Here is a 19,317-nt window from a genome sequence, read left to right on the forward strand (position 1 = left end):
AGATATGATGCTAAATTACGGTGAAAACAACGACTCCCAAAAACCAGCCATCCATTTGCTTCGCAAATTGGGTTGGTCATACATAACTCCCGAAGAAACCATCAAACAACGTGGTGGGTTACTTTCTAATGTGATACTGGAAGATATTTTAGCGGAACGGTTGAGCGCTATCAATAGCTTTGAATATAAAGACAAAGAATATCCTTTTTCTAACTCCAACATTCAATCTGCAATCAACGTTTTAAAAAACATTCCTGAAGAAAGTTTGGTAAAAACTAATGAAAACATTCATGACTTGCTTACACTAGGGAAAAGTTTCAACGAAACCATTCAAGGCGACCGTAAAGCATACACGATGAGATTCATTGATTGGGAAAACCCTGAAAACAATGCTTACCACATCACAGATGAATTTGTTGTAGAAGGGATCAAAGAAAAAAGAAGACCAGATATTGTTCTTTTCATCAACGGTATTCCTTTCATAGTTATTGAAAACAAACGCAGAGATAAAAATGCCTCCTTAACCGAAGCAATTTCGCAACACATTCGAAATCAAAAACGCGAAGAAGGAATTCCTAAACTATATCATTATGCCAAATTATTATTGGCAGTACAACCTAATGAAGTAAAATATGGTGCTGTAGGAACTCCAGAAAAATTCTGGGCAGTATGGAAAGAAAATAATGAGAAAGAAACTCAAAAAACACTTAAAACTACTAAATACGGAACACAAAAAGAAGACAGAGAAACTACAATTCAAGACCAATCATTAGTGAGCCTTTGTAGCGTTAATAGAATTTTAGAATTTGTTTACAAATACTTAGTATATGATGGTCCAAACATTAAAGTACCTCGTTACCAACAATATTTTGCCGTTCAAAACACTATAGAAAGAGTAAAAGAAATTGATAAAACCAATAAACGTAAAGGTGGTGTAATTTGGCATACAACAGGAAGTGGAAAATCGTTAACTATGGTAATGATATCAAAAGCATTAGCATTAGACAAAGAAATTCCTTCACCGAGAATTATTGTAGTTACTGACAGAATTGACCTAGACAATCAAATCTATAAAACCTTTAGAAATTGTGGTAAATCAGTTGAAAAAGCAAAAAGTGGTAGTGATTTAATTGAATTACTACAAGATAAAGGAAATGAAATAATTACTACCATTATTGATAAATTTCAAACTGCTACAAAAAATACTTCCTTTATAGATAACTCAGAAAACATATTCGTTTTAGTGGATGAAAGCCATCGTAGTCAATACGGAACGGCTCACATCAACATGAAACGAGTATTACCAAATGCTTGTTACATTGGTTTTACTGGAACGCCATTAATGAAAAACGAAAAAAGTACGGCAAGAAAATTTGGTGGTTTTATCCACAAATATACTATTGATCAAGCCGTAAAAGATCGTGCAGTATTACCATTGCTATATGAGGGTCGTTCAGCACAATTAAGTGTGAATAAACAGCAAATCGACAAAGGTTTCCAACGTTTATCAAGTAACCTAAATGAAGAAGCTCAAAAGGATTTAAAGAAGAAATTTGCAAGCATTAGCAGAATTTATGAAAGCGAACAAGTAGTCAACGAAATAGCTTATGACATTTCAAGACACTACTCGCAAAACTGGCAAGGCGGTGTCTTCAAAGCACAATTAGCAGTACCTCGAATTGAAACAGCGATCCGCTACCAAAAATATTTTGAAGAGCAAACAGATCCGGAATTAAAAATCAACACAGCTGTAGTATTCACACCACCAGATAGCCGTCAGGATTATGAAGATGTTTGGAAAGAAACCTCAAACGAAGCAAAAAAATACTGGGCTTCATTAATGGAAAAATACAATGGACAGGAAGAATACGAAAGATTCATCATTAGTAAGTTCCAGGACGAAGGAACTGAAGTCGAATTAATAATCGTAGTAAGTAAGTTACTTACTGGCTTTGATGCACCTAGAAATACAATTCTGTACTTAGCAAAGCCATTACATTCTCATAATTTACTACAAGCCATTGCCAGAGTAAATAGATTATTTAGCGGCAAAGAACACGGTCATATTATTGATTATGTGGGTATTTTAGGAAAATTGGATGAAGCCTTAACGTCTTATGCAGCATTCGAAGATTTTGATGAAGAAGATTTGACCAATACAATTGTTGATGTTAGTGATGAAATAAGAAAAGTGCCTGTTCATCATGCAAATGTTTGGGACTGCTTTAAAGAAGTCTACAACAAAAAAGACATCGAAGCTCTTGAAAGACACTTAGCTTACAAAGACCTAAGAGATGATTTTTATGAAACTTTGAGCCAATTTGCCAGAACATTACAAACAGCTTTGGCTTCTAATGAATTTTATATTGAGTTTTCTGAAGAACAAATTGATTTCTACAAACAAGAATTAAAAATGTTTGTAAAACTTCGTGTTTCATTACAAAACAGATATGCAGAAATCGTTTCATACAAAGAATACGAACCTAGAGTTAAAAAGCTATTGGACACCTATGTACAAGCTGATGACGTAATAGTAATTACAAAAGAATTGAACATTTTCGACAAGCAAATGGTAAACGAAGCTATTGAAGAATATGGCAAAACACCTGCTTCGAAAGCCGATTTCATTGCACACAAAATGAAAAAGGTAATAACGGAAAACATGGAAAAAGACGAAGCTTTTTACAAAAAATTTTCTCAGTTATTAGAAGATGTTATAAAATCATTTCAAGAAAACAGAATATCCGAAGCAGAATATTTAAAGGCAATATTAAATATACGAGACCAGTTTGAAAAAGGATATCTCGAAGACATTCCGCAAACATTGCTAAACAAACCTGAGGCGAGAGCATTCTTCGGTGTATTGAGTGAAGTATTTGAGAACAGTTTTGGTAAAGAAATAGCAATCCAACAAAAAGATGTTTTGGCCAATATTGGAATTGACATTTCAAAAATTATTGAAAAACTAGTCATTAGAGATTGGAAAAAAAATATCGATGTAATCAAAGAAATGGAAAACGAGGTGGAAGATTATCTAATGGCACATCGCAAATCATTAGGTATTGATATCACATTTGATGATTTAGATGTCATACTAGACAAATGTTTAAAAGTAGCAAAAAACAATTTTTAAGATGCATCACATTCAGTACGGTACAAAACAAATCACATTTTCAGTAGCAGAAAAGAAAAGGAAAAGTATTGCCGTTGAGGTACACCCTGATACTTCTGTACAAATAAAAGCACCTTTAGATTGTTCTATTGATACAATCAAGAAAGTAGTGTCAAAACGTTCAAGATGGATAATAACACAACAAAAATACTTTGAACAATTCCTGCCAGAAACTCCAAAAAGAGAATATGTAATTGGAGAAACTCATAAATACTTAGGGAGAAATTATCTTTTAAAAATCATCAATTCTCAAGAAAACAAAGTAAAAATTCAAGGTAGTTACTTAGTTGTATTTACGACCAAAAGTACTGCTGAAGAAGTGAAACATTTAATGACAGAGTGGTATTATAAGAGAGCTTCTAAAATCTTTGAAAAAATGTATGAAGAAGCATATAGAAAATTCATTCAGTACAAAATTCAAAAACCGGAATTGCAAATTAAACGCATGAAAAAGCGCTGGGGCAGCTATACTTCTTCAGGTAAAATAGTAATCAATCCCGAATTAATAAAAGTCTCTTCAGCTTGTATTGAATATGTGATAATACATGAATTATGCCATCTAATCGAAAGAAACCACTCAAAAAAGTTCTATAATCTATTAGAAAACATAGCTCCTGATTGGAAGCATTGGAAATTAAAATTAGAGAAAATTTAAATCATGAAAAAAATTAGAATTCCATTGAATTGTAGAAAATAGATTTTTAAATACTATGTAAACCTTTAGATAAAAACTGAAGTGTGTTGTCTTTCATTAATCTAAATTGTTATTAAAACAATTGTGAGAACGTTTTTTCATTTAGTTGTAGATTAATCTTTTAGGTTTCATTTGCTATTCCTTCCCACTACTCCAAATCTTAAAAGTATGTTCGATTCTTTTTTATTATCTACCCAAAGCTATTTCTAATATTTTGTTTTTTTATTAAAAAAAATCCGTAATTTTCAATATCATTTATAAAATTGAATGTAATGAAACTATTATTATTGTTCTTTTCTGTAATTTGTTACTCACAAAACAATTGTGATAAAATTTTTAATGGATGTGACAAACCCTGTGGACCTGTAGAAAAAAGAGAAGAGCGTATTATTTTAAATGAAGATCAAAATAAGGTTTCTCCATACAGTTATGTAATACATCAGACGTTTAACAGAATATTTGGAAATTTTTCTAGTACAAGCTCTTTTATCGCACCTGATGTTTTGATTACCGCCCATCATAATGTAATTAGACAGGGAATGATAAAAGGTATAACTCTATATAATCCTGCTAACAATAATCAAAATATGTATTTAAAAAAAAAAGAGTTTATAATTTATACTTATAAATCGAAATTAAATCCCTTGACTGATATTGCTATAATTAAATTTAAAAATCCAAATAAAATCAAAGCTTATTATTTTGGTCATTTTCAACTTGACAAAGTTGATAACATTAAAACTAAAACATCAGAAGTACATCTAACAGGATTTCCATGCGATATGACAAATACAAAAATTGATAAAAAATGCACTATTAATGATTTATATTTAGATGATAAAATGTCATTAATTGGATACAACATGTTCACTTGTACTGGAGATAGTGGAGCACCTTTATGGCTTATAGACAATGATAAACCCACAATTATAGGAATACATCATGGGGGAAATGAAGGTTATATTAATAATTGCTTTAATATTTCTGCTAAAATGGATACTGATTTTTTAAAATGGATTAACCAATACATAGCTAAATAGAAAATTATGAAAACAAAATTACTTATCCCATTTTTATTTTATTCAATGGTATCGTCAGCGCAATTCCTTTATTTTAAGGAAGGAACTAAATCTAAATCTTCTTTTGTACTTGACAAATCGAATACATTTTGGCATCTTAGTGCTCCTGAAGAGGGTTTCAAGTTATTTAAGTCCAACGTATTTCAATTTCAATCTGATGAAGTGAATTTTTATAGTGAATTAGTTTCCGATAAAATAGGGGCATTTCGAGTTAGTTTAGGATCCCATATCAATTCCGCTAAAGAAAATACTGTAGAAGATCAAACTATTGAATCCCTTGTTAATGGGGGTGGTAATGGTGTTTTAAATGCGACTACAATTTTTGGTTATGGCCAAAATGATTGGGCTACAATTTGTTTTGCTTTTAACCCTAAGTTAGGTTTTCAGCTTCCTGCTCTTGGCTCTCTCAGTGAAGAAGCTACTTTTAATTGCCAATTAGGCGGGCAAATGTATATTGATGTATTCGGTGAAAAAGAAAACTTAAAATTGTTTAGTATTTTAAGTGCTTATGGCATTGCTGGTTCTAAAGATTTATATAGTAATTTAAATATTCAAAACAAACCTTTCTTTTTATCACAGATCAACTTTGGTGTAATAATCAAAAATCAATGGCGTATCATGGCAAGTTGCCCTGTTGCTGCGACATATGGTAAATTTGTTAGAAAACCAGTTTCTGTAGGTACTCAAATTATTATAGACTAAAATTGAAATTTCCAATTCACAAATTTAAAAGTAAAAACACTCTTTTTCTTCAGGTCATTTAGTTAATTATCCTTTAGTCCATCTTAAAGGCTACTTTTTTAGTTTTAACACGCTTAATACATTCTTAAATATGAACATGCATAGAAGAAATTTTTTAAAAACAACAAGTTTAGGTTCACTAGCACTAATACCTGTCGTAGAATTTTTACTTGAATCTTTTAACACCCCTAATAACGATAAAAATTGTGTATTAGGCTCTTTAAAAATTGAACCTAGACGCCTCGTTGATGCTCACATACATCTTTTTAATGCGAGATATTTACCACTTGAGGCAATTATTAAACCGATATTTCTGGTAGGTCTAATTGCTGGTCCACTAGCAAATTATTTGTATGCATTAACAGATGATTTTGGCAGTGATGAAGCTAATTTTATTACCAACAAAAATCTTCTTAAAAATATGGAATCCCATGAAATAATAGATTGGTTTCTGTATAGAACGAGACAAAAGTTAGAATTAATTGCTAGAGATAACAAGTCCTCTGATTTAAGTCAAGCTTTTCAGGAAAGCCTCTTATTTAATTCAATCTTAGAGTTAGAAAAAATAAAAGACAAGGAATCAACAGCTAACAAAAGTAAATTCAATTCAGATAATTTCAGGAAGGCTTTTCTAGAAAATTATATGAAGTCCCATGCAATAAATGCTGATAACAATCAAAAAAAAGAGTTTGAAAAAACATACCAAAACACTATTATTTGGGCTTTAGAAAAATTATGCCAGCCCAAGATAAATAAAGAACTGCAGCAATATTTAGATTGTGATGATATTCCGGTGATTAATTTTCTAGCAACAATGCTTGATGATGAGGTAAAAATATATCAAAAGGCAACTTCAGGTTATGGCAAAGCAAATTTGGTCTTACAAGTTCATTACATGATGGATATGTGTGCTTCCTATGAAAAAGGGTATACTTTCTATCCTTTTAATCCGGTTCAAACCAATAATATGATGAAATTGGTAAGTCAATCGGATGGTAAATTACTTGGTTTTACTGCATTCAATCCATTAAATGAAAATGCAATGACATCTTTTCAGGAAGGTATTGCTGCTGGTAATATAGGTGTTAAGTTTTATCCGCCAATGGGATACAAACCTATTAATAATTTAGACCCCGTAGTGGAAGAAAGAGTTAATAATTTTTTTAGTTATTGTCAATCTGAAAAAATCCCTATTTTCACACACTGTACCCCTCAAGGTTTCCAAGCGAAAAAAGGTTATGGATTAAATTGTGATCCTAAAAATTGGCGTAATGTTTTAAGAAAGTATCCTAACCTGAGAATTTGCTTTGGTCATGCAGGAGGTGGAGATCCAAAGATTAGAAATCATAATTTTCATGGATGGTACTCAAATCCTCGACAATGGTTAAGCGAAGATTGTTACGCCAGAATAGTAGTCGAACTTTGCCAAGAATATGAATTTGCTTATTGTGAGGTTGGTCATTTAAGGAAAATTATTAGCAATAAACATCATGAACGAGATAGATTTTTCCAAAATCTAATTGATAATTTCAATAATGGAAAATTTCCTTTAAAAAATAAGATTTGTTTTGGTACCGATTGGGATATGATTGGAATGATTAATGAACAAAATAAGTACTATGAACTTTTAGTAGATATGTTTCAAGACAGTCATTTAAGGGGTAATATAGAAGGTTTCTTTTCTCAAAATTTTATAAATTTCTTAAGCATTAATAATTTTCTAGAAAAAACAGCAAGTGATTATTTGTCACCAGCAGGCAGACAATATTTAATGAGTTTAATAGAGTAACATTGATTATACTGTTATATATCCGCTGCTCGAAGTCTCACGGCTTTAAGCTATTAAAAAATCAGCTCTCAGCTCTCCGAAGTTTCTAACTTCGAAGTAATACAGTTAATAAAGTTTTTGTAATAACTCGACACGTTACTTAATTTAAAAAGAATTGATATGGCTAGAAGAGTATATTATAGCAAACCATTAAAATATTTTTGGCACCACCTTTATGGAACACAGAAAAAATTGACACCGTACCTTACAGATGATCAAATATTTTCATTACTTCGACAAAATATTTTAACTGCTCCAATACAGGCCTTTGAAACTCCAGAGTCGAGAGGTCTAATAATATCCGGATTAGAATTATGGAGAAATGACAATAAAGGTATGTTATTGCATATTTTCTTCCTCGATAAACATTTAAGGGACTTTCTTGAAAAAGTTCCCTTATCTGATTTAGAAGGAATTAAAAAATTCCTCTATGAAAAAGGGCAAAGTAAAGATGTTATTCATTTATATTCAAAAGAGCAAAAAAAGAGTGTAGTTTATAAATTTGCATTGCATTTACCCTATGAAGCAGATGGACTGGCATTTTCTTTAAGTCTCGAAAATGATGGTAGTATTGAACTATACTATTCACTTAGCGAAAATGGAGGTCGTATGTCGGATAAATTCTATGCGGAGGTAAACAAGAAAGATGACGTATTATCACTTTTGCATTCAAAAATGTTTCGCCTTGCGATAAATACAATTGCTTATATGAACTGTTTCCCAGATTGTGTTGCAGAAGGTGTTCCAAATAATTTATTCGACAGAGGAGAAGATAAGTCAGCTAGAAACTTAACGTTCCAATTATCCGAAAAAATTAGAGAGACTGAAAATTCGCCAATATCAAAAATACCACATTTTAGAAAAGGACATTTTAGATTACTTCAGTCAGATTATTTTGCTAATAAAAAAGGTCAGATCGTTTTTGTAGCAGAGACAATGGTTAAAGGAAAGGCTAAAACAGTTTCTATGTCAGATAGAATAGATCATTTTGCGAATAATACAACAAGAACTAAAAGTTAAATCTAATATCGAAAGATTGCAATTTCAACGTAAAAATACTTTAACATCTTAATTCACTCGTCTCTTATCCATTTCAAAACAGTTTTCCAATAAAAACGAAGGACAATCGGTCTCTCTTAGGTCGTTGATAAAAAGGATGTTTTACATTTCAACTGCCCCTCCTTTGCCAACGCTCCAAAAAAAAATTACTGGCACAGTTTTTAGAAAAAACAAGTACGCTTCGCAACTTGCGCCAGTAATTTTTTTCCCCAAAGCTTCTTTACATAATGTGGCATTATAGTGCATGAAGAACTGTCCTACTCTCAATGAAATTTTAGGATGCACTATAATAACATTATGTAAAAAAGCCGCTCACCCAACGCGCTTGCCAGTGGCTTCAGGACAACATTTTTTGCAGCTCCCATCGCACCACCCAGCTACAAAAAAATACCGTCCTTCGCCACTGTCTTTAACAATGTTCTGTATTTCATCTGAAACTTTACGGTTATCATTGCTTTTAAGAACGTTTGCATTCACTGTTTTTATCATCTTGGCGGTTACATAGAAAGTATTTTCATTGCTTTTGTAAGTAATAAAATGGCTTTAGATTTTCAGGTTATTTGCCTATGGTAAAAGCCATTTTATTACCCACAAAACCAAAATTCCCAGCAAGAGTATTATTTTTTATTTGTCAGAACATCAAAATACATTGTTTCCGCGATAGCTGATGCCTTTGTATTACTAAACCAAATACTTCTAAATACTAAACTGTACACTGAACACTATTTCTGGCACCAGCTATCACAAAAACAATCAGAACATACCGATAAACAAATAAAAAAATAATACCCTTGCTTGCGCTACTGCCCCATCGCACTAGGTAAGTTTTAGCATTGTTTTTTGAAGATACTTCCCATTTCCATATTAACATTCCGACTGTACACTAACTACTGATTACTGAACACGACTCAAGCATCCTCAAAAAACAAATGAGAATAAAGAGTATCAAATTTTCAGCCGGATGAAAAACGTTTTTATTATTTGAATTTGGATTTTCATCCGTCCAAAAATTGGATACCCTTTCAAGAACACTCCTGCAAAAAAACAACACTCATTCTCTCAAAATTTCATCCAAACAAACAAGGAAATTTTGATTAGATATTTCAAAATAAAAAATAAAAAAAAGAGAGCAAAGCTAAGTTCCAGGTATTCAAAAAAGCAAGTTCAAGCCCTACGGGTTTCATAAAAAATCTCCACCCTTATTTTTCCAGTTCACTATTTTGCTGAACACTAAAAACTACCTTCTGAACACTTCTATTTAGGGTAGTATTTTTTCTGAAAAACCTGCTTTTTTGAAACCTTCCACTAGAAGAATGGCTTTCTTTTTTTCTTTTTTCTTTTGAAAAATTTATTGGTGCAGAGCGTAGCGAGGCACTTGGCCATTCATCAGAAACAGCAGGGAAACTAGAAGAAAAGCTAATCTTTAAATCCGAAGTCATGATGAATTTTATCGTTAAAACCCACAAAAAGGACTTGGTTTACAACAAGCCACATTTATTCATTCTTAACAAAGGTATGAACAGCGGTAAACCCCAAAAAGAGCCATTTACCAATAGTTTTGTAATCATTTTTCAAAATGACGAAGATTGTGAGAATATTTATTTTGTGGCTTACAGCTTATGAAAAACCAGATTTTGGCATCCATTTTTAGTAGGTTCGGTTATTCCCTTTTTACGCCTTCAAAATTTTTCAGAAGAATTCAATCTAAAAGCTTGTTTGATGATGCAGGAACACGAAGAACATCTAAAACAAGTAGCGGCTTTAAAACTCCTGGAACAAAAAGAAAAACAGTTCCATCAGAACATCAATCTTATTAACGATATACGTAGGGTTATTTTGTACCGCTACTGCAAGAAAAACTGATTAATTAACTTTTAAAATTACTCCTATGAGCATTTTTTTATTATTCCAAACAGATAATTGGAAATCAAGAGCATCAAGAGTTTTTTTTGGTGCTTTTGACAGCAGAAACAAAGCAATTGACTTTGCAAAATACAACGATTTATACTGCCACAATTCCGAAGTGGTAGTCGTTGAGGTACAACTGAATCAATTTGGTGAAATCTAAAAACAAAAAAAGCCTGATCACGACCAGGCTTTCATTTTGTTTAACCCAAAGGTCACCACAACTAGGGCTAAACTTATTTTTTGTGCTTCTTATTTAGGCTTTTAAGCAGTAACGAAATCATAAAACTGACAACCGCTCCAACTGTGGCCAAGACAGCCGTTTTTACAATATCTTCAGATTGAATATTAGGTACTATACTTAAAAATGTGCCTCCGGCAGTTCCCATCAAGGTATGGTTATGGGCTGTCATCAGTTGTAGTAAGCTGGCTTACAGCCGACAAAACACCACCGGCTACAGCAACATAACCTCCAATAGTTGTTACTATTACAGGCAGAGCAATTGGAGCAGCTAAAATAGTTCCTCCAACGGCAGCTAATGCCAAACCTACATTTCGAAGCACTTTAAAAAACTTTGGCGTGGGAGCTGAAGCTCTATTTATAATTTTTTTCATAATCTTTTCCAATTTGTCATCCTGATCCCGACTTTTCGGGAGAAGGATCTCTATTCAATAATCAATTCGACACTTTCTTTATTGTCCAAAGCTTTATAAACAAAGTCTTTTAACTTGGTAAAAGCTTTTCGGGACATCAAACCTAAACCAGGTCCAGAAAGTTTAGTTACCGGAGCAATACAGCCTTGCAATTCCTTTTGAGCATTATTAGCAGGATGAAAAAGAATAAACTTTCTATTGGGCACATCCACCAATTCCAAATGCCATTTGTATTTGGCACTGTATCGCTTTCTTATAAAATATTTCCCTTCAGGAACACAGGAAACCTTCGTTTCGTTCATCTTCCAAGGCAATTCAATGGTATTACAAATTAATTTACCTTCGCATTCGAGTTTACCATTTGTTCCTTCAGGGAAATAAGTTCTAGTTAAAAACAAAACCATACTTCGAACTTCAGATTACACACCTCCATTAACTACGATAAGCGCTAAAGGGTTGTAAGCTCCATTTTTCAAAGAGTACATACTTCCGTTTACCTCTTGGTAGAACTCCAATCCTAAAGCCAGGAATAGTGGTTTAGTACTGTTAGGAGTAACAGTGTTCACATGGCTAATTACCGCTGTAGCCGCTGAATCCCAAGCCGTAATTGCTGATTCCGAATGTTGTTCCACAAAAGTTTCTGCTTCAAAATCAATTTCAAGCCCGGCTGAAATTATTTTAAAGTGGGTAGTTCCTCCGGGAGCCGCAATCATATTCAACGGGATAAACGATGGAATATCCACCGAGATTTCACCGCTAACCCTGTTGATACCTCCGGTATATGGAGCAAACAAACTGGTTCCCAATTTCCCTCGAATATTAAATTCAAATCCAGTTAACAATTCGGCTTCACCGTCAATCACGTTTCTTAATCCACGTTCACTCGTTGTGTCTGCCTGAATAACTTTGACCATAGATTGAGTCAAACGACTCACCATGCGACTATCCGCCGAATTTAGCAACAATACACGTAAAGCTGTTCTCAACAACTTCCCCGCTTTCCCCGCTCTTCCAAATTCAGAACCGTTTTCACGAGTTCTTTGAAACGCAGGATCATTTGCGATTCTGTTAGCGTCAATTCCGCCTTTTTCTCTCGCCAAATGTCCATCCTGCGTTTTATAAAAAGTAATATCCCCGATAGTACCTTTCAATTTAATTATGCCCTTTTGCCTTGCCATAATTTCTGAAATTTAATTCAACATTCATCTAAAAACTACTTCATTCTACCAATCAGTTGCAACCACATTTTGAATGATTAAAACAAAGTTTACAAAGCATTTTTCAAAAGGAAAAACTACGAGTGTACCATATGTCCAAAAATGGCATAAGTGTCCAAAATGAACTTAAAAACACGATAAATAAGTATGAAGAATTATAACTAAATTGCAAAATAATTTCTGCACGTCAGAAGTATAGCAAAGCTATATCAAAGTTAAGGATAAAGTATGAAAATGAACAATCAGAGGGTTTGCATCTATCCAAAGGACATACAACGCATAACAGGAAAAAGTTATCGTCAAAGTACCAGATTGATGCAAAAAATAAAAAAAGACCTCAACAAGCTCGAAAATGAGTTCCTAACAATTGATGAGTTCTGTACATATTCAGGTATAAAATATGAACAAGTAACTCACTTGATTTTTGGTTAAAATTGAAAAGTACTTCAAACAAATTTTAATCAGGATACGCATAACTAAACACTTAAACTACTAGTTCATTTTTTAGCCTTGACACTTTAATATTCAAACAATTATGCTTATATTTGACTACTTTGAATTTAGAATAATAGTATCCTTATAAAGAGGTGTCAGTCGAGGAGTCACTTAAATAACATGCTTTGCGAAGTATTGATTTTATTGGTGATTTTTGAAAGAGACAAATCCCTCTTTCTCCGCTGAAAGCTTAACGAATAAAGCCGTAAAACATAAGTTTTACGGCTTTTATTATTTGATACGTTTTGTATACTTACTGTTTTTGTCTGACTAAATCCAAAACCAACTCAAATTGTTCCTCACGACTAAGATTAGAATTATCAATTTCCACCGCATCATCAGCCTTTATTAATGGAGAACTACTTCTATGCGTATCGATATAATCGCGCTCTTCTACATTTTTAAATACCTCTTCAAAAGTAACCGTATCTCCTTTTTGGATCAATTCGTCAAAACGTCTTTGCGCACGGGTTTGCGCAGATGCTGTCATGAATATTTTAAGTTCGGCATCAGGAAAAACGACAGTTCCAATATCTCTGCCATCCATTACAACAGCTTTATTTTTACCCATTTCCTGCTGTTGTTCGACTAATTTAGTTCGGACTTCAGGAATTTCGGCTACTTTGCTCACAAAGTTGGAAACTTCAATTGTTCTGATTTCTTTTTCAACATTCTCATCATTCAAATACATTTCAGCAAAACCTAAATCGGCATTAAACTGAAAATGAAGACGAATCGCTGGCAAACTATTTATTAATGATTCTTTATCAAAAAAATCGGCATTAATATATCCATGTTGCATCGAAAAAAAAGCAATTGCACGGTACATAGCCCCTGTATCTACATACACATAACCTAATTCCTTCGCTAATTGTTTCGCTAAAGTACTTTTCCCGGTTGAAGAAAATCCATCAATTGCAATTGTAATCTTTTTATCCAAAATGAATGTTTTGTAAAGTTAATAATCAAATAAAAAGCAATAAAAGTACATTTTTTTAGGCTTAGCAAACAAAGATTTTATTGATATAATTTCGAATAAATAAAAACGGCTACTGAGAACCCTCAATAGCCGTTTGATACTAAAATATTCTTTTAATTATTTCTCTTTTGTAAAAGGAATTGTTCTTGAATCCCCAATAATCATATCAAATCCTGTTTTATCTTCATTATATTTAAATTTTAAACCGGCACGTTTCGATTCGAATTCATCCTTTCCAACAGCATTTACTGAAAACTCCGGATAATCAGTAATTTCTACATTCAACAAGGTATTTTTCTCTGATACAACAATTTTAATTGGCATTCTTGAATTAGAAAATGTACCTAAATAAGCATCATAAACCACATCTTTTTCAACCACACCTTTATCAGCAGTCCAGATATTATTAGCTTCATTACTATCCGGGAATACATGATCAGGATCAAGAGTAATGCTTTCTATTTCTTCTGTAGAATTGTGTTTAAAAGTCCATTCCACATTTTTTTGCCAAACTTCAACCGGTAATTTTACTCGATCTACTTTTCCGCTTTTCAATTTAACATCTAAAATAACTGGCATTGGCATTTTTTCGAAATTTTCAATACTTATAAAAACACCTTTTTTAGGATCGTTTTTTACATATTTTATAGAATTTACGCCTTGATCAAAACGCCAATTGTTTTGAAACCAACCTCTCCAAAACCAACTCAAATCCTCTCCTCCTATATTTTCCATCGTTCTAAAAAAATCATCTGGCTGCGGATGTTTAAATGCCCAACGCTTAATATAAGTTCTAAAAGCCAAATCAAAACGTTCTTCTCCAAGCACTTGCTCTCTTAAAATCACTAATCCTGAACTTGGTTTAGAATAACACAAATCGCCAATATTAGCCTCCTTCATATTATCTGGCGAACTCAAAACTGGTTCTAATTCAGGATCAGTATAGGAAGCACCACTTTCGTGCATATCGTCTTTTTCTTCTTTAAACTCTCCATTATTAAAATCAATATCACTTAACGAATTAATAAAAGTATTAAAACCTTCATCCATCCAGGCAAACAAACGTTCGTTAGACCCTACAATCATTGGAAACCAATTGTGTCCAAACTCATGGTCTGTAACTCCCCAAAGTCTTTTTCCTTTGGATTTCCAACTACAGAAAACAATCCCGGGATATTCCATTCCACCTTCATTCCCAGCTACATTTGTCGCTACCGGATAAGTATATTCAAACCATCTTTTAGAATAGTTTTCTATCGAATGTTTCACAAATTCTGTCGAGCGCCCCCAGGCTTCATTCCCGGCACTCTCTTCAGGATAAGCAGATAAAGCCAACGATTTTTTGCCGCTTGGTAAGTTAATTTGAGCTCCGTCTAAAATAAAAGCAGCTGAAGAAGCCCAGGAAACATCACGTGAATTACTCATTTTGTAATGCCAGGTTTTAGTAGCTGTAGTTGCTGAACTTTTTGATGCCTGCATATCATTTAACGAATGAATCACCACCGTTTTATCACTGTTTTTAGCCTCATTAAATCGCTTAAATTCTTCAGCAGAATATACTTCTTTTGGATTCATCAATTCTCCTGAACAAACTACAATATGATTAGTAGGAGCTGTAATAGCAATATCAAAATCACCGTATTCCAAATAAAACTCTGAAGCTCCTAAATAAGGATTTGTATTCCATCCCCTAACATCATCATACACACACATGCGAGGATACCACTGCGCAATAGTAAAAATTTTGCCGTTTTTAGTTTCTAAAACACCTGTTCTATCCGAACCTTCATTAGGAGAAATATATGAAAACTCGATTTTAAACTCTACTTTCCCTCCTTTTGATTTCAACTCTTCAGGAAGAAAAATTTGCATACGGGTATCACTTATAAGATACTTGACTTCTACATCATTAACTTTCTTATTATCAATTTTAATTATTTTAACCGATTTAATTTTATGACCTCCATCAAAAATTTGCCCTTGCCCTCCACTTCTACTTCCCGTAACAGGAACTATTGCTTCTCCTCTGGAATCTGCTTTGAATAAATTTTGTTCCAAATTCAACCACAAAAAAGACATGACATCCGTACTATTATTGGTATAAGTAATAACATCGGTACCAACAATTTCATTAGTTTTATCATTTAAGGTTGCAGTCAATTTATAATCGGCGCGATTTTGCCAATATTCAACTCCAGGCTGACCACTTGCGGAACGTGTTGTTGTTCCATTTTTAGAATAAAAAAATGGTGCAAAAGCATCATGATAATTATAATTAGAAATAGGTTTTACAACTGAAGTTTCTTGGGCATTTAAGAATACAGTACCTAAAAATATTGCTATTTGAAAAATAGCTTCGAATCGAATGTTTTTCATGTTTTTTCCAATTTGAAACAAATTAATAAAAAAAATCACTCACTTTTAATATAAAATTTGGCTTTAATTAAATTTTAAGATTTTATATTCCAAATTCTTAAATAAATTTTATTGAATATATTTACAACATTAAATTTACCTAAAAACAATTACATTTTGACAACTACAATTTCTAACGCATATATTTCGGCAAAAATCAATCATAAAGGAGCTGAATTATTTTCACTACAATCTAACAACGACAATAAAGAATACATCTGGGAAGGAAATCCTGACTTCTGGGGAAAACATTCACCCATTTTATTTCCCATTGTAGGAATGCTTAAAAATAATTCTTTCCAAATTAACAATACTACTTATCAATTGTCAAGACATGGTTTTGCCAGAGACATGAATTTCGAATTAATTAATAAAGAAGTAAATAGTGTTACTTTTTCAATTCAATCATCAGCGGAGACATTAAAAATATATCCTTTTGACTTTGAATTGCAAATACATTATTCATTAGAAGAAAAAAAACTCAACATTGAATACAAAGTAATCAATAAAAATCAATCACAATTGCCTTTCTCCATTGGCGCTCATCCTGCTTTTGCTTTAAATGGAAATTTTGAAGAATACGAACTTAAATTCGAAAAAGAAGAAGCTTTAATTTACACCCTCCTGGAGAATGATTTAATTTCGAATAAAACCCAAATTTTAGAAACAAAAAACAACCTAGTCAAACTAAACTATAAATTGTTTGAAAACGATGCTTTGATTTTTAAAAAACTACAATCAAGAAGCTTAATTATTCTAAAAAACGAAATCCCACTGATAAAAGTACATTATCAAAGTTTCCCGCACTTAGGAATCTGGACCAAAAAAAACTCTCCTTTCCTTTGTATCGAACCTTGGTATGGCTATTCAGACACCAATGATTCAGCAGGAAATATTTTCGAAAAAGAAGGAATTCAAATTATCGAAGCAAATGAAATTTTTAATTCAAAATTTACGATAGAGATTGTTTAAAACCTTCTGTTTTTCAGCAAACTTAACTTTAAAATTAACACAATTATAATAAATATATTACAGTATGAAAACGTATATTTGTGACCAAATTGACAACAACAAATAAAAAGTTGTCAGATAAAAACACCATGAAAAAAGTAATTTCACTTTCCTTCTTTCTTCTATTTCAATTGACTATTACAGCTCAAACCTACATAAAACTTAACGGACTTTCGGCTTTAGTTGGAGTTCCTCAGGTTGGAATAGAAACAAGTATCGGAGCTAAATCAACTTTTAGTGTTGATATTTTTGCCTCCTTTTGGAAATCTTTCGATGGAAAACCAATGCAAACTGCCATGCTAACACCTGAATACCGCTATCATTTTAAAGAAAAATACAATGGCGTATATGCAGGTTTTCATGCTGGTCCAGATATTTATAAATTGCAAAAATGGAATTACTGGGGAACTAATCAATACGAAGAAGGACTGGGATATCGTATAGGAGCAACAATAGGTTATCAAAAAAAACTTAATGACAAATTCGTCTTAGATGCTTTCTTAGGTGGTGGATGGCACCAAGGTTTTTATAAGGGATACTACACTGATGGTACACCCGGAAGATATGAAAAAGTCAAACATTACAATAAAAGTGGTGAATGGCTTCCGTACAGAGGTGGAATCATGATTTCTTATAAATTAAATTAAATCCTTCAATCAAATTTAGACAAAGATTTAACATACAATTCTTCGACTTTTTTTCTGGCCCAATCGGTCTTTCTTAAAAAAGTCAAACTTGATTTGATACTTGGTTTATCTGTAAAACATTTGATTTTTATTAATTCGCCCAAAGTATCAAATCCATAAAAATTAACTAATTTTTCCAGTATTGCTTTTAAAGTCATTCCGTGAAGCGGATCGTTTGAAGTTTGTTTTTCCATAAAGCAAATTTATATCAATTTCACTAAAAAATTGTGGAGTTTTAGTAATTGTTCCTACATTTGCATTCCTATGCTAAAAACAGTCAACATACTTAATAAAAGAGCCCGATTTGATTATGAAATAATCGAAAAATTTACTGCTGGAATTGTGCTGGCAGGAACTGAAATCAAATCTATCCGATTAGGAAAAGCCAATATTACCGAAAGTTTTTGTGAATTTAACGGTACTGAACTTTTTGCCATTAATACCTACATAGAAGAATACGCCTTTGGAAACCAATTCAATCACAAATCCAGAAGCGAACGAAAATTACTTTTAAACAAACGAGAATTAAAGAGTCTTGCCAGAAGCGTACAAGCCAAAGGTTTAACTATTATCCCTTTGCGTTTATTTACTAATGAAAAAGGAATTGCTAAACTGGAAATTGGTCTTTGTAAGGGTAAGAAAAACTACGACAAACGCGAATCTTTGAAAGAACAAGATACCAAACGAGATTTGGACAGAATAAAAAAAGCTTTTAATTAATTTTAAAAGCTTTAATTTTTATCTTCTAATAAAGGAACAAATCGGAATTTCCCTAATTCGTGTTTTTCGAACTGCGTTTCGTTTTTTCGAATAAGCAAGGTCATCACCTGTACCTCTTCACCAACTGGTATAACCAACCTTCCGCCTATCTTTAACTGAGCCATCAGAGGTTGCGGAATATAAGGCGCACCGGCAGTAACAATTATACTATCAAAAGGTCCATAAGTTGGCAAACCTTTATATCCGTCTCCAAAGGTAAGATGCTTAGGTCTTATTCCTAACTTAGGTAGTAAAACTGAAGTTTTCTTAAATAACTCATTTTGCCTTTCTATACTATATACTTTAGCACCCATCAAACACAAAACAGCCGTTTGATAACCCGAACCTGTTCCAATTTCCAAAACCTTGTGATCTTTTTTAATCTCTAATAATTGAGTTTGAAACGCTACCGTATAAGGTTGCGAAATAGTTTGTCCTGCACTTATAGGAAATGCCTTATCCTGATAAGCATAAGCTTCAAAACTAGAGTTTAAAAAAAGGTGTCTTGGGATTTTTTTTATCGCATCAAGCACACGTAAATCAGTAATTCCTTTTTCTTGTAAAGTGCTTACTAATTGATTGCGAAGTCCTTGATGTTTGGCTGTATCTTTCAATGTTGGGGG

At 32.7% G+C, this 19,317-nt stretch carries 19 protein-coding genes and 1 pseudogene; 11 read left to right on the forward strand and 9 right to left on the reverse strand.

All coding sequences use genetic code 11. From position 1 onward, the window contains the following. Nucleotides 1-4: 4 nt before the first annotated feature. The 6 genes from EOD40_RS11210 (at nt 5) to EOD40_RS11235 (ending at nt 8,534) form a co-directional block, all read left to right on the forward strand. Nucleotides 5-3,133 (forward strand): type I restriction endonuclease subunit R, encoded by a 3,129-nt coding sequence (locus tag EOD40_RS11210; RefSeq protein ID WP_196781435.1) that lies wholly within the window; start codon nt 5-7, stop codon nt 3,131-3,133. 1 nt (nt 3,134) lies between these two features. Continuing rightward, nucleotides 3,135-3,827 carry a M48 family metallopeptidase gene (locus tag EOD40_RS11215; protein ID WP_128195551.1) on the forward strand — a complete coding sequence of 231 codons (693 nt, stop codon included), beginning with the start codon at nt 3,135-3,137 and terminating at the stop codon, nt 3,825-3,827. 311 nt (nt 3,828-4,138) lie between these two features. After that, nucleotides 4,139-4,906 carry a trypsin-like serine peptidase gene (locus EOD40_RS11220; protein ID WP_128195553.1) on the forward strand — a complete coding sequence of 256 codons (768 nt, stop codon included), beginning with the start codon at nt 4,139-4,141 and terminating at the stop codon, nt 4,904-4,906. Between the two features lie 6 nt (nt 4,907-4,912). Beyond that, nucleotides 4,913-5,647, forward strand: coding sequence for a hypothetical protein (locus tag EOD40_RS11225; protein WP_128195554.1), 735 nt, complete (start codon nt 4,913-4,915; stop codon nt 5,645-5,647). A gap of 136 nt (nt 5,648-5,783) precedes the next feature. Next, the gene (locus EOD40_RS11230; RefSeq protein ID WP_164905472.1) at nt 5,784-7,475 is read left to right on the forward strand and encodes an amidohydrolase family protein; all 1,692 of its coding nucleotides are present in this window, start codon (nt 5,784-5,786) and stop codon (nt 7,473-7,475) included. Nucleotides 7,476-7,634: 159 nt separating this feature from the next. Beyond that, nucleotides 7,635-8,534 (forward strand): hypothetical protein, encoded by a 900-nt coding sequence (locus tag EOD40_RS11235; protein ID WP_128195558.1) that lies wholly within the window; start codon nt 7,635-7,637, stop codon nt 8,532-8,534. 1,238 nt (nt 8,535-9,772) lie between these two features. Here the strand turns inward: EOD40_RS11235 and EOD40_RS11240 are convergent. Then, nucleotides 9,773-10,012 (reverse strand): hypothetical protein, encoded by a 240-nt coding sequence (locus EOD40_RS11240; protein ID WP_128195560.1) that lies wholly within the window; start codon nt 10,010-10,012, stop codon nt 9,773-9,775. 1 nt (nt 10,013) lies between these two features. On the opposite strand from EOD40_RS11240, the pseudogene EOD40_RS18340 reads away from it, so the two are divergent. Continuing rightward, nucleotides 10,014-10,436, forward strand: a pseudogene (locus EOD40_RS18340) (DUF6943 family protein). Between the two features lie 25 nt (nt 10,437-10,461). Then, nucleotides 10,462-10,641 (forward strand): hypothetical protein, encoded by a 180-nt coding sequence (locus EOD40_RS11250; RefSeq protein ID WP_128195562.1) that lies wholly within the window; start codon nt 10,462-10,464, stop codon nt 10,639-10,641. Nucleotides 10,642-10,714: 73 nt separating this feature from the next. On the opposite strand, the gene EOD40_RS17950 is transcribed toward EOD40_RS11250, so the two are convergent. The 6 genes from EOD40_RS17950 to EOD40_RS11280 form a co-directional block, all read right to left on the reverse strand. Then, a complete protein-coding gene (locus tag EOD40_RS17950) occupies nt 10,715-10,891 on the reverse strand; it encodes a hypothetical protein (protein WP_164905473.1) in 177 nt (58 codons plus the stop codon). Continuing rightward, nucleotides 10,878-11,093 (reverse strand): hypothetical protein, encoded by a 216-nt coding sequence (locus EOD40_RS11255; protein ID WP_128195564.1) that lies wholly within the window; start codon nt 11,091-11,093, stop codon nt 10,878-10,880. Before EOD40_RS11255 ends, EOD40_RS17950 begins: the two co-directional genes overlap by 14 nt. A 50-nt stretch (nt 11,094-11,143) precedes the next feature. Then, nucleotides 11,144-11,536, reverse strand: coding sequence for a DUF5675 family protein (locus EOD40_RS11260; protein ID WP_128195566.1), 393 nt, complete (start codon nt 11,534-11,536; stop codon nt 11,144-11,146). Nucleotides 11,537-11,551: 15 nt separating this feature from the next. Beyond that, the gene (locus tag EOD40_RS11265; RefSeq protein WP_128195568.1) at nt 11,552-12,310 is read right to left on the reverse strand and encodes a hypothetical protein; all 759 of its coding nucleotides are present in this window, start codon (nt 12,308-12,310) and stop codon (nt 11,552-11,554) included. Between the two features lie 787 nt (nt 12,311-13,097). Next, nucleotides 13,098-13,784, reverse strand: a complete 687-nt coding sequence (cmk, locus tag EOD40_RS11275) for a (d)CMP kinase (protein ID WP_128195572.1) — start codon at nt 13,782-13,784, stop codon at nt 13,098-13,100. A gap of 156 nt (nt 13,785-13,940) precedes the next feature. Further along, a complete protein-coding gene (locus EOD40_RS11280; RefSeq protein ID WP_128195574.1) occupies nt 13,941-16,199 on the reverse strand; it encodes a M1 family metallopeptidase in 2,259 nt (752 codons plus the stop codon). Nucleotides 16,200-16,355: 156 nt separating this feature from the next. Here EOD40_RS11280 and EOD40_RS11285 point away from each other — a divergent pair, with 156 nt between their 5' ends. Further along, nucleotides 16,356-17,210 (forward strand): aldose 1-epimerase family protein, encoded by an 855-nt coding sequence (locus tag EOD40_RS11285; RefSeq protein WP_128195576.1) that lies wholly within the window; start codon nt 16,356-16,358, stop codon nt 17,208-17,210. 128 nt (nt 17,211-17,338) lie between these two features. Continuing rightward, nucleotides 17,339-17,896: a DUF3575 domain-containing protein gene (locus EOD40_RS11290; protein ID WP_128195577.1), complete on the forward strand. Its 558-nt coding sequence runs from the start codon at nt 17,339-17,341 to the stop codon at nt 17,894-17,896. 5 nt (nt 17,897-17,901) lie between these two features. Here EOD40_RS11290 and EOD40_RS11295 read toward each other — a convergent pair whose 3' ends face one another. Next, the gene (locus EOD40_RS11295; protein ID WP_128195579.1) at nt 17,902-18,129 is read right to left on the reverse strand and encodes a VF530 family protein; all 228 of its coding nucleotides are present in this window, start codon (nt 18,127-18,129) and stop codon (nt 17,902-17,904) included. 70 nt (nt 18,130-18,199) lie between these two features. Here EOD40_RS11295 and smpB point away from each other — a divergent pair, with 70 nt between their 5' ends. Beyond that, nucleotides 18,200-18,655: an SsrA-binding protein SmpB gene (gene smpB / locus EOD40_RS11300; RefSeq protein WP_128195581.1), complete on the forward strand. Its 456-nt coding sequence runs from the start codon at nt 18,200-18,202 to the stop codon at nt 18,653-18,655. A gap of 11 nt (nt 18,656-18,666) precedes the next feature. Here smpB and EOD40_RS11305 read toward each other — a convergent pair whose 3' ends face one another. After that, nucleotides 18,667-19,308 (reverse strand): protein-L-isoaspartate(D-aspartate) O-methyltransferase, encoded by a 642-nt coding sequence (locus tag EOD40_RS11305; RefSeq protein ID WP_128195583.1) that lies wholly within the window; start codon nt 19,306-19,308, stop codon nt 18,667-18,669. Between the last annotated feature and the right edge of the window lie 9 nt (nt 19,309-19,317).

Source organism: Flavobacterium sufflavum (assembly GCF_004016525.1).
Taxonomy (GTDB): Bacteria; Bacteroidota; Bacteroidia; order Flavobacteriales; family Flavobacteriaceae; genus Flavobacterium; species Flavobacterium sufflavum.

What these genes read in the sequence shown, in the direction of transcription:
- EOD40_RS11210 (WP_196781435.1), top strand. Translation starts at nt 5, where the DNA reads ATGATGCTAAATTACGGTGAAAACAACGACTCCCAAAAACCAGCCATC.
- EOD40_RS11295 (WP_128195579.1), bottom strand. Translation starts at nt 18,129, where the DNA reads ATGGAAAAACAAACTTCAAACGATCCGCTTCACGGAATGACTTTAAAA.
- EOD40_RS11215 (WP_128195551.1), top strand. Translation starts at nt 3,135, where the DNA reads ATGCATCACATTCAGTACGGTACAAAACAAATCACATTTTCAGTAGCA.
- EOD40_RS11290 (WP_128195577.1), top strand. Translation starts at nt 17,339, where the DNA reads ATGAAAAAAGTAATTTCACTTTCCTTCTTTCTTCTATTTCAATTGACT.
- EOD40_RS11260 (WP_128195566.1), bottom strand. Translation starts at nt 11,536, where the DNA reads ATGGTTTTGTTTTTAACTAGAACTTATTTCCCTGAAGGAACAAATGGT.
- EOD40_RS17950 (WP_164905473.1), bottom strand. Translation starts at nt 10,891, where the DNA reads ATGACAGCCCATAACCATACCTTGATGGGAACTGCCGGAGGCACATTT.
- smpB (WP_128195581.1), top strand. Translation starts at nt 18,200, where the DNA reads ATGCTAAAAACAGTCAACATACTTAATAAAAGAGCCCGATTTGATTAT.
- EOD40_RS11220 (WP_128195553.1), top strand. Translation starts at nt 4,139, where the DNA reads ATGAAACTATTATTATTGTTCTTTTCTGTAATTTGTTACTCACAAAAC.
- EOD40_RS11265 (WP_128195568.1), bottom strand. Translation starts at nt 12,310, where the DNA reads ATGGCAAGGCAAAAGGGCATAATTAAATTGAAAGGTACTATCGGGGAT.
- EOD40_RS11255 (WP_128195564.1), bottom strand. Translation starts at nt 11,093, where the DNA reads ATGAAAAAAATTATAAATAGAGCTTCAGCTCCCACGCCAAAGTTTTTT.
- EOD40_RS11250 (WP_128195562.1), top strand. Translation starts at nt 10,462, where the DNA reads ATGAGCATTTTTTTATTATTCCAAACAGATAATTGGAAATCAAGAGCA.
- EOD40_RS11240 (WP_128195560.1), bottom strand. Translation starts at nt 10,012, where the DNA reads ATGACTTCGGATTTAAAGATTAGCTTTTCTTCTAGTTTCCCTGCTGTT.
- EOD40_RS11280 (WP_128195574.1), bottom strand. Translation starts at nt 16,199, where the DNA reads ATGAAAAACATTCGATTCGAAGCTATTTTTCAAATAGCAATATTTTTA.
- EOD40_RS11230 (WP_164905472.1), top strand. Translation starts at nt 5,784, where the DNA reads ATGCATAGAAGAAATTTTTTAAAAACAACAAGTTTAGGTTCACTAGCA.
- EOD40_RS11235 (WP_128195558.1), top strand. Translation starts at nt 7,635, where the DNA reads ATGGCTAGAAGAGTATATTATAGCAAACCATTAAAATATTTTTGGCAC.
- EOD40_RS11225 (WP_128195554.1), top strand. Translation starts at nt 4,913, where the DNA reads ATGAAAACAAAATTACTTATCCCATTTTTATTTTATTCAATGGTATCG.